Consider the following 13,639-nt stretch of genomic DNA (forward strand, 5'->3'; position numbering starts at 1 on the left):
CCAGTTTAGCATCTCCCGCGACGGGAATCACGCTCCCGCCGCCTCGACCATTCGACCGCGTCGGGAATGTTCGTGATTGGGTTGTTCGTGACGGGGTTGTTCGTGACTGGGAACCGGGAATGGACTAGAATGAGCGTCTCACAGTCATGCTTGACTGCCCCACCTTCCTTTTCCCCCTTCATCTTCCTTTCCCCCCTCTCGACGGATGGATTATCTCATGTCAGCTTTCCATCGCTTTGCATTTGGGTCGGCGATTTTGCTGGGATGGTTTCTCCACCTGGGTTGGCTAGCGTCTGATTCCGTCGCGAACACGGAGGAAACGGCAGCTGCGTCGGCCTCCGCGTCTGGTTCGGTACCTGCCTCTGAGGTCGGTCCCATCCAGATTGGAGAGAGGGTTGAGTTTGCGGAAGAGGTCTCCGCAGTTTTGACGCGAGCGGGTTGCAATTCGGGTACTTGCCATGGCAGTTTGTATGGCAAGGGCGGATTTCGCCTGAGTTTGAAGGGGCAAGACCCAGATTTGGACTATCGATCGATTGTGGAGGACCTGTCTGGCCGCCGCATCGACACCTCCGATCCCTCTGCAAGTTTGTTGCTTGCCAAGCCAACCGGCTCCGTGGCACATCAAGGGGGGACCCGGATTCGCTCCGATTCGATCGAATGGGAAAATCTGCATCGATGGATTGCGGAGGGGGCAACTCGCGAGGATCATGCACGCGAGGATTCCTCTCGCAGCAACCGCCGTTTGGTACGTATCGATCTCGATGTGAAGGATAGCGACCAAGCGATCGCCTCGGATGACGCTTCCGTAATGGGCGGCGGTGCGGTTCATGAGCGTTGGATTCTGGATCCCAATGCTAACGTGGCGATTCGATGCATGGCCCATTGGGAGGATGGTTCGACCTCCGAGGTGACGAGTTGGACCAAGCTCGAGGTCACATCCCTTTCTGGGGCGCATTTATCCGATGCGGCAACGGTTCGGGTTGACCATCCCATGGACACCACGATCACAGCATTCTTTTTGGGAAAGCATGCGGCCCTCCGTTTGAACTTCGTCGACCCCAGCCAATCCAAAGTCGCGTCCCTATCCGCGGCAGATCGGGCGTCATCCGTTCATTGGGTGGATCAAGCGATCGAAACGCGAGTCGCCAAACTCGGGCTGAGTCTTGAACCGGAGGCTGCACCGGAGTTGTGGGTGCGACGACTTTACTTGACAGTCCTGGGAAGGCTGCCGACTCTTTCGGAGCAATCGGCGTATATGGAGGATGACTCGGGAGACCGAGACATTCGTGTAATCGATCGCGTGCTAGCGGATCCGCAGTATGCCTCGCTCTTAGCGCTGAAATGGAGCGATGTGTTGCGGAACGAACCGAAAGCGATGAGTGAAAAGGGTGTATCGCTTTGGTTTGATTGGCTTCGGAATCATTTTCAAGACGATACGCCCCTCCCCGAGATGATGAAGCAGATGCTCACATCCATGGGAAGCACCTTTGAATCACCGGCTGCATCGTTCCATCGGACGCACCGCGATCCAAATGCATCGGCGGAGGCGGTCGGTCAAGTCTTCTTGGGGATTCGGATGCAATGTGCCAAGTGCCATAACCATCCGTTCGATGTCTGGACGCAGGACGACTATTACGGTCTATCCGCTTACTTCGTTCCTATCGAGCGCAAGCAGATCGATAACAACCCTCGCGACGCGCTCGATACCCATGTGATCACGGGGGATGAAGTGATTTCGTGGTCCGACAAGAAGCCTGAGATCTATCACCCTGGATTGGCTCGAATGGTCAGCGCTCGACCGCTGACGAGCAGCGATGGGGAATCGTCGTCGGAATCGTTGAATGGGGCGTCAGAACGGCATCCGCTGGAATCGTTGGCCGATTCGCTAGTCCATGGAAACGAGCAATTCGAAAGGAACATGGTCAATCGTCTATGGGCGCACGTCTTTGGGCGTGGGATCGTCGACCCGATCGATGATTTTCGCAGCACCAATCCCGCTTCCAATCCCGAGCTGCTGGAGTTGTTGCGTCAGCGGTACCGAGAGAGCGGATATTCCACTCGCTGGTTGATGCGAGAGATGCTCAGCAGTCAAGCGTTTCGTCGAGGTCCGCTGGCGTTGGATGGTTCGATGGTGGGAGAAGCGAGGGCGGCGCAGTTTGCTGGCTTTGCACCTCGCCGTTTGATGGCTGAAGTTTTGCAAGACGCGTTGGCGGATGCAACGTTGACGATCAATCGATTCGATAACCAAACCGAAGCGAAGGGACCGAAGGCCGAGGGACAATTTGTAGCGAGGGCTGTTTCCTACCCATCGGTTCCTAAGAAGCACGATATCCTTCGCGCCTTTGGCAAACCGGAGCGATTGACCGATTGCGATTGCGAGCGATCGACCGACAGCTCGCTGCGTCAATCCTTGCTCCTGCTGAACGATGCACAGATTCGGAGTCGATTGCTCGATGCGCAAGGTTTGGTGCAACGAATTGCTTCGGATGTCAGCAATCCGGCAGCATTGGAAAAAGCGGTGTCGACTCTCTATCGCTCGGTGCTGTGCCGACTCCCCAGTCGCGAGGAAACGGAGTATTTCCTCGGTGTGTATGCGAGTCACTCGGACGCGAAACTCCTCCTCGAGGATCTTGCCTGGGCACTTATCAACAGCAAGGAATTTCTTTTCCTGCGATGACATCCTGGATCTTTCTTTGCGTTTCTGCTTTGCTGGGCGGAATGGTCAACTCGATTGCGGGTGGTGGGACGCTTTTGACATTTCCTGCCCTTTTGTGGGCGCTCGCGGGTGTTCCGCAAGGGAGTGTGATCGCGAATGCGACAAGCACAGTTGCCCTTTTTCCTGGGTCGGTCGCTTCGGCTTGGGGGTATCGGCAGGAGCTAGCGCGCGTGAAAAGTTGGTTCTTCCTCCTGCTCGCCCCGTCCTTTGCAGGATCGGTTCTCGGGACGATCTTGGTAGCGAAGCGAGATCCAGACGAATTCAAAGCGTTGGTTCCTTGGTTGATTTTGTGTGCAACCGTTTTGTTTATTTTTCAGCCCCTCTTTGGGAAGCTTGTGAGTCGAAAGAAGGATTCGGTTCAATCGCTTACCTTTCGCGGCAAGATCCTTGTGGTGTTGTTTCAGTTTACGATTGCTGTCTACGGAGGTTACTTCGGTGCAGGGATTGGTATTCTCATGCTCTCCGCGCTGTCGGTGTTGGGCATTCAGGACATTCACGATCTCAATGCGCTCAAAGCGAGCTTGGCATCCGCGATCAATTTTATTTCCGTCACGATGTTTATCGGCTTTGGTTTGGTGAACTGGAAGTTAGCGGTCCCGATGATATTTTCCGCGATTGTCGGAGGTTACGCGGGGGCTCGCATCGCTAGGAAGCTCAATCGCAATTGGGTTCGGTTTATCGTGATTGGCATTGGATTGACGGTGAGCACGTATTATTTGTGGCGTAGCGCGATGTAATCCCACCGGGGGTATCGCTTGCGCTCAACCCCCGGCTAATAGCTTGAGTCCTTTCAGGACAAGAAGAGGAACGGTCGAGGACGAGCCGTTCGACGGTTGGGGGACGACGTTTAGGCGAGGATCTTTTGAAGGACTTGGCCGTGGACATCGGTCAGGCGGAAATTGCGCCCTGCATAGCGGTAGGTCAAACGCTCGTGATCGAGGCCTAGAAGATGCAGAATGGTGGCATGCCAATCGTGAATATGGCACTTGTCCTCGACGGCTTGATATCCCAGTTCATCGGTTGCTCCGTAGCTGAAGCCTCCTCGGACACCGCCGCCCGCCATCCAGGTTGTGTAGCCTTTATGGTTATGATCTCGCCCATCTCCGTTTTGGGCATCGGGTGTTCGCCCGAATTCTCCACCCCAAACGACAAGCGTATCATCGAGGAGACCACGTTGCTTCAGGTCTGCGAGAAGGCCTGCGATCGGTTTGTCGATCTCGCGGCAATTCTGAGGCATCTGGGTCGAGAGGCGTTGATGATGATCCCAATTTCCGTGGGTCACTTCCACAAAACGAACACCCGACTCGATGAATCGTCGCGCCATCAAGCATTGGCGTCCAAAGCTGTCCGTGTCTCGTTCATCGATTCCGTAGAGCGCAAGCGTCTTTGCAGACTCGTCCTGGATGTCCATCAACTTCGGTACGACATCTTGCATACGGAACGCAAGTTCGTAGGACTCGATCAGCCCTTCGACCTCTGGCTGCACGACTTCCCGCTCTAGCTTTTGACGATTGAGTTCTTGCAAGAAGTTCAGCTGTTGGCGTTGCTCCTTTTTGGCGAAGCGCGTGTTGGTCATGTCCGGAATGGGGGGAGATGCATTGTTGTTTCGATCTCGAAGCATCGCGGCCCCTCGGCCTTGCGAACGGCCGATTTTGGTTCCGCTGTAAATGGCGGGGAGAAAGGAGCTGCCAAAGTTTTGCGCCGAAGCTGCGGGTGGATTGAGTGCGATGAACCCCGGCATACTCTCGTTTTCTGTCCCTAGACCATATAGCGTCCAAGCGCCCAGAGACGGCCGAACAAACTGGGCGGTCCCTGTGTGCATCTGCGTCATGGCCCGGGTATGAATCGGCTGATCGCAATGCATGGAGCGGATCAAGCAGAGAGAATCCGCGTGCTTTCCCAGCTCGGGAAACAGCTCGGAGATCCATAGCCCGCTTTTGCCTTGTTGTTGAAAGGACCAGGGGGATGCGAGCAGTCTGCTGGATCCTGGTCGTCCGCTTCGGTCATTGGATTTGCCAAGTTGCGGTTTGTAGTCGAAGGTGTCCACATGGGAGGGGCCACCCTGCATGCAGAGAAAAATCACCCGCTTCGCCTTGGCCGGAAAGTGAGGGGCCTTAGGTGCCAGGGGATTGCTTCTATCCGCTTGCTGGGCTTGCAGCGTCGAGAGCCCGGAGAATGCAAGGAATCCGAAGCCAGCGGAAGCGGATCGCAGGATTTCGCGTCGGGAATAAGTCATGGTGGAGTTTCCGATGGTCTGTGTGGCAGTCAAACAGTCTTCTAGCGCCACGATGGTGGTTAGGGGATATAGCGGAATTCCGCAGAGCCAAAGAGGGCTTGGCATAGTTGGCTCAATGCCCCGAAGGATCGAACATCGGATGGCTGGTCTTGTTTTCCTTGTACAGCGCTTCGATAGAACGCCAATGCCGCGTTCCTTTCCTCTTCGGTTGCCTTTCGACCATACACTTCCACGAAGGCTTGTTCGATTCTGGCTATCGGGTTGCTTTGCGACTGGATCAAGACGCGGGCGAGTGCATCGCTTTGTTCAAGAATGAACGGACTATTCATCAGGTAGAGAGCTTGCTCGGGCGTATTGGATGATTCTCGTTCCCCTACGATCAAGCTGGGTTCTGCGAAATCGAATAGATCCAGGGCGCGAGGAAGGTTGTTTCTCGCGATCGGCAAATAAACACTGCGGTAGTAGGTCGGTGCATCAAATGGTTGCGAGTTGTTGCGAATGCCGATGAGGGGGCGGAGCAGAGTTCCTACTGTCTCGGGGGAATCCGACAGGATGGCGCGAAGTGCTTCCGGTGGAATGGCGGCGGGGCCATTGGGGCCGAGGATGGTTTGCCCCCAAGCGGCGATGATCGATCCTCGCGGACGGCGCGGATCCAGTTGGTGGCTGATTGCAAGGATGGAGTCCCGAAGGGCTTCGGCGTCGAGTCTTCGCGGGTTTGCCCTGGCTACGTAAAGATTGTTCGGGTCGGCCTCCAAGTGCGAAGGGTCGTATTGCGATGACAGCCGATAGACTCGCGAATTGGCGATGGTGCGAATCACATGTTTGACCGACCAGTTGTGGTCCATAAATTCGACGGCCAAGTAATCGAGCAGCTCGGGGTGGCTCGGAGCGGGGCCCGACAATCCAAAGTTATCGGTTTCTCGCACCAGCGCTTTGCCAATCAAATGTTGCCAAATGCGATTGACCATGACGCGGGCTGTGAGCGGATTATCGCATGACGTAAGCCACTGCGCGAACTCCAAACGACCCGAAGTGTTGGCGGAAAGGGACACGGGCTGCGACGAGAGAACGGTGACGAATCCTCGCGGTACCTCCTGGGCAGGTTTGTCGATTTCCCCTCGGGCAAGCAGCCTCGCATTGGTGATTCGCTCGGAATCTTGGACTCCCATCGCAAGCGTTAGGGGTCTGCCGCTGGAATCATAGGAAAGGATCTGTTGGTTCAGTTGCGAGACCGCTTGATCGAGGACCGCAGCGTTGAGGAATCGATTGCGAGGGTTGTTGGACGCATTGGGTTGCCGTTGTGCTCGTCGAGCTTCGATGAGTTCCGTTTCCAGTCGGGATCGCTGATCCTTCATCTTGGCCAGATCGCTGGGTGCAAGTGGTTTGGCGTCGGGTCCCAGATCGTCGATCGGCAACTCGATGAGACGGCTAGGTTGGCGATTCCGGAGACTTCGAGAGCCGCCGTAACAGGTTTCTGTGCTTTGAAAGAGTCCCGCCAGTGCGTAATAGTCTTCTTGGGTGATCGGATCGAATTTGTGATCGTGGCAACGTGCGCATGCGACGGAGACACCGAGGATGACTCGCGTGGTCGCGTCGATTTGTTCATCGACCAAATCCGCTTTGAATTGCCGTGGGTTTTGTTCCGAAAGGGACTTGGGTCCGATTGCCAAGAAACCGGTTGCGATGAGATTTTCCGCCCAGACTTCGTCGGTAGGCGCGGGAAGGAGATCTCCAGCCACTTGTTGACGAACGAAGAGGTCATAGGGTTTGTCTTGCTGGAACGAGTCGATCACAAAATCCCGATACCGCCACGCGTAGGGAAAGGTCGCATCGACTTCTTTTCCGGTCGATTCGGCGTAGCGAGCAACATCGAGCCAATGGCGTCCCCATCGCTCGCCGAACTGGGGTTGTGCAAGAAGTTCGTCGACCGTTTTCGAGACGGCGTCCTCTGGTGATTTTTCATATGCCTTCTCAAAGGCTTGGACGGCCGATGCGTCCGGAAGGATTCCGATCAGATCGATGTGGAGTCGGCGAACGAGGTTGCTCGCCGCGGTATCCATGGCCGGTTTCAGATTCTGTTTGTCCCAAGTCGCAGCGACGAATCGATCGATGTCGGTGCGAGGCCACTCTGGAAGGGTTGGGGTTGGTACGGGTGGTTTGGTTGGTTTTTGGAATGACCAGAAGGATCGTCCCTTCTCGATGTCTTCTGCCGTGACTTGGGATTGAACCGTTGTCCCTGTTTGAATGCGAGGATCGGGGGCTCCCATTTCGATCCAAGTTTTAAAGTCATCGATAACGTTGGCGGGGAGTTTCGCATTGGGGGGCATACGCATGCCGCGGTGATTGATTGCATCCCAGAGGACGCTTTCATCGAGATTGTGCGGAACGATTGCCGGGCCGGATTCCCCACCGACGAGGATTGCGTCTCGATGGTCCAGCGAGAGCCCTCCGCGAATCGCTTGACCGTCGCTCGAGTGGCATCGGAAGCAATGTTCGATCAGAACGGGTCGGATTTTCGATTCGAAGAATGAAATCGCTTCGGAGGAAAGCGATTCCATGGAAGCAGCAGACGGGGCCTCGGTGGTTTGGCCTTTGGCCGTATCGCTCAACGATACCAAGCCGACCGATGCAAGAAATGCAATCGATAGGGTGGCGAGCGACGGTCTGGCAAGAGCAACCGCCGCTCGTTGAAAGGAAACAAAGGGTTGTCTCATCGAAGGCATACTCCGGTGCAATGAATCGTTCGAAAGCTTGGGATGCTAGGATCGGTCATCGTCGCTGGGGCGACGTGGGCGAACAGGCCCTTCGTTCTCTCCGCGGTCAGGGCCACGGCCAGCACGGGGTCCGCGACCAGCACCCGGGCCACCGGCACCGGGTCCACCAGCGCCGGGTCCACCAGCGCGATCGCGAAACATTTCGGCAGCGCGTTCCACTTCCTCGCGGGAGATGGCACCGTCACCGTTTTGATCGATCCGATCCATTCGGCCTCGCATGGGTTCAGGGATTTCATCTCCGCTCAGTTTGCCGTCGTCGTTAGCATCGCGGGATTCGAACATACGGAGCATGAGAGCGGGGCCGCCTTGCGGGCCCACAGGTCCTTCCCCGTCGCCGGGTCGTCCCATCCCATTTGCCATTTCGCGTGGGTCTGGACGCATTTCCTCGAAAGTCAGTTTTCCGTCTCCATTTTTGTCCAATCGGTGGAGGGCTTTGGAGGCATTCTCGATTTCGGTTGCGGAGAGTTCACCGTCGGAGTCTGCGTCCAAGGCGGCGAGAACCGGCATGATTCGCATGAAGGCTCCAGGGCCCATGCCACCGGGTCCCATTCCTCCGGGCCCCGGTCGCCCCTCGGGTGGACGTCCTGGCCCGCGACCTTCTGGCCCGCGACCACTACCTTCTGGCCCACGCCCTTCTGGCCCGCGACCTTCTGGACCGCGACCGCGTCCGTCACCGGGACCACGACCTTCTCCGGGACCTCTACCTTCGGGACCGCGATCGCCACGACCTCGTTCTGCTTCGCCTGGTGGGGGCCCGCGGCGTCGGCCTTCTTCGCGCGATCCTTCGTCTCCGGGGCGACCTTCCGGTCGATCGCGGTTTTCACCGCGGCGGCTCGGCCGGTCGTCTTTTTCTTGTGCCAGGAGGGGTTGTGGGAGAGCCAATGCAGACAGAGCCAGGGCCCAGAGTTTGCGGTTCATGTTCCAATTCCTTAGGAGGAGAGTTTTGATTCCGGGGGTGATGGGTTGGAATACCGATTTGGAGGCTGGGCTATCCACACGGTCTAGAAAGAATTTTGTTGGAAAGTGGTAGGATAGGGGAATCAAGCGTAATTTTGGATTCAAGCGGTGCATGGATCCGAGTTTCGGGTTGAACAACCGAGCCGCGAATCAGTGATCAATCGACAGAACTATGGATGCTTTCCCTTCCGAACCGATCCCGAATTCCCAAAACGACGCGAATTCCCCACGCGCATCGCACCACGACATCGAGCGCGTGCGCCTTCGCGAAGGGGGGGCTGAGGCTTTGGCAATTTTGTGGGGGGAGCAAGTTTCAAAGCTAGAACGTATTGTTCAATTTCGGATGGATCCCAATGTGCGAGCTCGAATCGATGCCGCCGACGTTTTGCAGGAAGCGTTTTTGCAAGTTGCGCGTCGAATCGACGAATACATCGATGGAGTTCCTGTTTCGTGGTTTGTGTGGCTGAGGCAAAAGACGTTGCAAACGATGATCGATATGCAGCGAGCCCATTTCAGTGACAAGCGGGATGTGCATCGCGAAGTGATGCGACCCGCCCAGCCGCAGGGGCAGACGAGCAGTTTGTCGATCGCTCGCGTCTTGATGGACGATTGCACGTCACCCAGTGTTGCGGCGTCTCGTCATGAAGAATTCGAACAGTTGCGTCGAGCGCTCGACTCGATGAACGAAACCGACCGAGAGGTACTCGCGATGCGGCACTTCGAGCAACTCAATAATCAGGAGGTCGCCGAGATGCTGGGTCTTTCCTCGACAGCCGCGAGCAATCGCTATGTCCGAGCGATGGTCAAGCTAGGTGAGATCATGAAGTCTATTTCAAAGCAATCATCATGAACGATTCCTCTGAGTTCGGTAGTGATACCACGCGCCACCCCGTCGATGTTCTGGCGGAGGAGTTCGCAGACCGACTGCGCAGTGGGGAGCAGCCATCGATCGATGAGTACGTGATGCGATTCCCGCAATATGCAAAAGTCTTGCGCAGCGTGCTGGAGCCGATCGAGGCCGTCGAACGCGTTTCTTCTCTGCAAGCGGCTCAGCAAGCGATGCAGTCGATGCGTCCGCCAAAACAGTTGGGGGACTTTCGCATTGTTCGGGAGCTTGGTCGAGGAGGAATGGGGATCGTCTACGAAGCGGTACAACGTTCGCTCAACCGACGTGTCGCTTTGAAGGTGATCAATGCGATGATCTCGGATACCGAACAGAACCGCACTCGTTTTCAGCGAGAAGCGGAGTCGGTCGCGGGATTGCACCATACGAATATTGTTCAAGTCTATGGGAGTGGGCAGGATCAAGGAGTTCATTATTATGCGATGCAATTGATCGACGGGGTGCCGCTCGATCAATTGATCGACTGCCTTGTCCATCGCGTTCCAGACGTCGGCGCTCTCGATCCGCATCGATTCACGACAGCTCATGCGGTCAAGATGCTGCTCTCGACGTCGCGCCATCGCGGGTCGCAACCGATTGCGAGCAGTGTGGAACCGAGAGATCCGACGTTGGCTACCGATGGAACGTTGCCCATTGGAGCAGAATCTACTGAACCGATCCGTGCACCCGAGAGCCATCCTGCATCGAAAGGGATCGAGTCACCCCTTTCTCGTGAGTACTTTCGCAATGTTGCGAGACTGATCGCGGACGTTGCCAATGCATTGGATTATGCGCATCGTCAAAAGGTGTTGCATCGGGATATCAAACCCGCCAATTTGATCCTGGATCGGGATGGTATCGTTTGGATCACCGATTTTGGTTTGGCGCGCAGGGTAGATACCGATATTGCGACACGAACGGGCGAATTGCTTGGGACGCTTCGCTATATGGCCCCTGAGCAGATCGCAGGGAAGGGGGATCATCGGATCGATATCTACAGTCTTGGGCTCTGTCTCTTCGAGTTGCTCGCTTTACGCCCTGCTTTCGAGTCTCCCAAGCAACGATTGTTGGATCCCAAGGTTTATTCGACACTTCCCAGTCTGCGAGCCATAAACCCTGTCATTCCTCGCGACCTCGAGACGATCGCGTTAAAAGCATGCGCGTTGGAAGCGAAAGATCGCTACAGCTCCGCTAGCGCGTTGGAAATCGATCTGCGACGATTCTTGGAAGATCGTCCTATCCTGGCCCGCAAAGCGACGCGATGGGAAAGTCTGGTTCGATGGAGCCGCCGGAATCCTGCAATCGCCTCGCTGCTTGCACTGTCGGCGAGCATGTTGCTGGCGATCGCTGGTATTTTGGCTTATACGAATCACGTTCAGCAACGGTCTCTGGAGCAGATTCGGGAGCTGTACGAGGAGGCTGGCCGAACGCTGCAGGAGAAAACGCGAGCCCTTGAGAACGAGCAGCGAGAAAAGGGGCGTGCTGAGGGGAATCTGCAGCTGGCCATGCAGGCGTTTGATCAGATCATCGCCAACATCTCCGCTCGCGGAAGCACGATTGCATCCGATGTCGAGTCGGAGAACGACGACTCCTTTGAAGTGAGCGAGGCAGCGCTTAGCCAAGCCGATGTGATGCTACTGGAATCGCTTCTTGGTTACTTTGAGAAGCTGAGCCAGCAGAACGCAAAGGATCTTCGGTTGGAAACCGCTTCGGCTCGCAAGCGGGTAGGGGATCTGCAATTCCGGCTGGGAAAATTGCCCGAAGCAGAGCAGTCGTACCAACAGGCGCTGACAGAGTTCCAGGCCTTGATGAAACAAACCAATGCACCGAATGACAGTCCGGAGCTCCCGTTGTTTGAGGCGATTCATTCCCAAGCGGAGGTGTACCACTCGTTAATGCTCACCACGGCTATGCAACGCAGGATGGTCCCAGCATTTCAATACTTTGACCAAGCGAGAACGTTGCTGGAATCCAATTCCGAGTACGCCGCGTCGCCAGCGGGGCGGTTCGATTTGGCGAGGCTTCTGAACAGTGTTGGAACGCTCGCGTCGCGAGCGCCGATGCAAGGGAGGGGACGCATGTTTGGTCCGATGGGAGGAGGGCCTCCCGGCTTCCGGCCGCCCAATGGGGAAGGGCCTCCACCTGGTCCCATGGGGGAGCTGCGTCAGCGCAAAGAAAGTGAGCTGAACCGCGAGGCGCTTCGACTTCTGGAAGGGCTGGTCAAGGAAGATGCGGAGAACACAGCCTACCGATTGGCGCTCGCGCATGCCTTGCGCGATGAAGTGCGAATCGAACGGCAGCGCGGGGATCGCGCGGCGGCCGAGAATGCGCTCGAGCAATCCATTGCCCTTCTGGAAACGCTGGTCAAGGACTATCCCAACTCCAACAAGTATCTCTATGAATTGGCCGAGACGCTGGTGCTTGTCGGTCCATTCCGATCGATGGAATCCTCACCCTTGCCCCGGGCATTGGAAATCAGCGAAAAGTTGATGAGCGAGAATCCATCCAATCCCGCTTATTTGTCGTTGAAGGCGATGACGTTGGTGCGACTGAGCGATGCGGCTCGTCCATCTCCGCTCGGAGGAGGACGCAATCGCAGAAGTCAAGAGTTGTTGGAGCAAGCCCTGGCGATCCAACAGAGCTTGGTCGATCGTTACAGCGACGTCCCGATCTACGTCGGCAATCTTGTCGACATTCTCCTTCGTTTGTCCGATTTGGAAGCAGGCACGGAGAAGTCCAAAGAGTATCGCGATCGAGCCGTCGATCTGGTTCGCATTCGCGATCCAAGAATGGGGCCTCGCGAGATTCAGCAATGGATAGACCGCATGCGCGAGCGCCGACAGAACATGGAGATGCGCCCGAGAATGGGATCTGGCTCCGGACCTAGACCTGAGGCTGGGCCAAGACCTGAAGCGGAGTCTAAACCTGAGGCTGGGCCTAAACCTGAAGCGGAGTCTGAGCCCGAATTGGGGCCCGCTCCTCCTCGCTATTGAGCTTTCTTGGCGCGCGGGTGAGCTTTCAAGTAGGCTTGGCGGATGCTCGATGTGCTGACGTGCGTGTAGATTTGGGTCGTCCCCAAGCTCTTGTGGCCGAGCATTTCTTGGACGCTTCGAATGTCAGCCCCTCGATCGAGAAGGTGGGTGGCGAAACTATGGCGAAGGGTGTGGGGGGTGGTGCGGGTATCGAGCCCGCACTCCTTGATGTACTTTTCAAGCATTCGGGCAACGCTGCGTGTGGTGAGGCGATTGCCGAATTTGTTGACGAAGGTCGCTTTGTCTTTTGCGTCCTCTGCGGTTTTGGATCGCTCGCGGGCAGAGAAATAGGACTTCAACGCTTTGGCTGCGAATTTGCCGATAGCTCCGAAGCGTTCTTTCCTTCCTTTACCCCGGACACGTACGACCCCTTCTTCAAAATCGATGTCCCGATCGTTCATCCCGACCACTTCGCTAACCCGGAGACCAGCGCTGTACATGACTTCGAGGATAGCTCGATCCCGTCTCCCCATTGCATCGGTATCGCTCGGAGCGTTGAGGAGTTGTTCGATCTCGTCTCCGGTGAGAAAGTGGGGGAGTTTGCGCTGGCCTCTCGGATTGCGAAGGGGTTGGGCGGGATTGCTCTCCGCAAAGCCCTGACGCATGGCGAATTTGTAAAAGCTGCGCAGCGATGCTAGCTTTCGAGCGATGCTCGTTTTGGCGTATCCGGCGTCGTGCAAGGCGGAGACGTAACCTCGGAGATCGACTGGAGTCACATCGGAGGGTTTGAGCTTCTTGGAGCCTTCATCGGAAAGAAAGTCGGCCATGTCCATCAAGTCTTCGCGGTAAGACTTGATGGTCAGATCGGAGGCGTTGCGTTCCACATCGAGGAAGCGAAGGAATTGTGCGATCTCTGCGTGCATCGACGATTTGTCTTTCGGGTGCTATCGACTGGCGATAAGCCGGAATCGCGCTAGCGTCCGGTTGCCGAGTTCTTCCATCCCACCTCGTAACTGTAGCACATTACGCATGGCATGTTAAACAAGGGTTGCTGATTCCGGGATGGTGTTCGGCGTTTTGCTATCAAAGAGATTGGGTGCA

Annotated in this window: 8 protein-coding genes; 4 read left to right on the forward strand and 4 right to left on the reverse strand. The window is 56.3% G+C overall.

Going from position 1 to position 13,639, the window contains the following annotated elements; all coding sequences use genetic code 11:
• Nucleotides 1-217 precede the first annotated feature (217 nt).
• Complete coding sequence (locus SH467x_RS09915; RefSeq protein ID WP_482371106.1) at nt 218-2,677, forward strand: DUF1549 domain-containing protein; 2,460 nt, start codon at nt 218-220, stop codon at nt 2,675-2,677.
• Entirely contained in the window at nt 2,674-3,453 is a 780-nt protein-coding gene (locus tag SH467x_RS09920; RefSeq protein WP_482371107.1) for a sulfite exporter TauE/SafE family protein, read from the forward strand. Before SH467x_RS09915 ends, SH467x_RS09920 begins: the two co-directional genes overlap by 4 nt.
• Before the next feature lie 110 nt (nt 3,454-3,563).
• Here the strand turns inward: SH467x_RS09920 and SH467x_RS09925 are convergent, their stop codons facing one another.
• From SH467x_RS09925 to SH467x_RS09935, 3 genes are read right to left on the reverse strand one after another with little or no spacing between them, the layout of a single operon-like run.
• Complete coding sequence (locus SH467x_RS09925) at nt 3,564-4,952, reverse strand: DUF1501 domain-containing protein (RefSeq protein WP_482371108.1); 1,389 nt, start codon at nt 4,950-4,952, stop codon at nt 3,564-3,566.
• A gap of 59 nt (nt 4,953-5,011) precedes the next feature.
• On the reverse strand, nt 5,012-7,666 hold the full coding sequence (locus SH467x_RS09930) for a PSD1 and planctomycete cytochrome C domain-containing protein (protein ID WP_482371109.1): 2,655 nt from the start codon (nt 7,664-7,666) through the stop codon (nt 5,012-5,014).
• Between the two features lie 45 nt (nt 7,667-7,711).
• The gene (locus tag SH467x_RS09935) at nt 7,712-8,644 is read right to left on the reverse strand and encodes a hypothetical protein (protein WP_482371110.1); all 933 of its coding nucleotides are present in this window, start codon (nt 8,642-8,644) and stop codon (nt 7,712-7,714) included.
• Between the two features lie 211 nt (nt 8,645-8,855).
• Between SH467x_RS09935 and SH467x_RS09940 the strand changes: the two genes are divergently transcribed.
• The gene (locus SH467x_RS09940; protein ID WP_482371111.1) at nt 8,856-9,533 is read left to right on the forward strand and encodes a sigma-70 family RNA polymerase sigma factor; all 678 of its coding nucleotides are present in this window, start codon (nt 8,856-8,858) and stop codon (nt 9,531-9,533) included.
• Complete coding sequence (locus tag SH467x_RS09945; RefSeq protein WP_482371112.1) at nt 9,530-12,559, forward strand: protein kinase domain-containing protein; 3,030 nt, start codon at nt 9,530-9,532, stop codon at nt 12,557-12,559. The genes SH467x_RS09940 and SH467x_RS09945 overlap by 4 nt, the downstream gene beginning before the upstream one ends.
• Here SH467x_RS09945 and xerC read toward each other — a convergent pair.
• Entirely contained in the window at nt 12,553-13,461 is a 909-nt protein-coding gene (gene xerC / locus SH467x_RS09950; protein ID WP_482371113.1) for a tyrosine recombinase XerC, read from the reverse strand. The two genes, SH467x_RS09945 and xerC, sit on opposite strands and share 7 nt — an antisense overlap.
• Nucleotides 13,462-13,639: the final 178 nt, after the last annotated feature.

Source organism: Brakhagea slesvicensis (assembly GCF_052161625.1).
Classification (GTDB): domain Bacteria; phylum Planctomycetota; class Planctomycetia; order Pirellulales; family Pirellulaceae; genus JBKCUI01.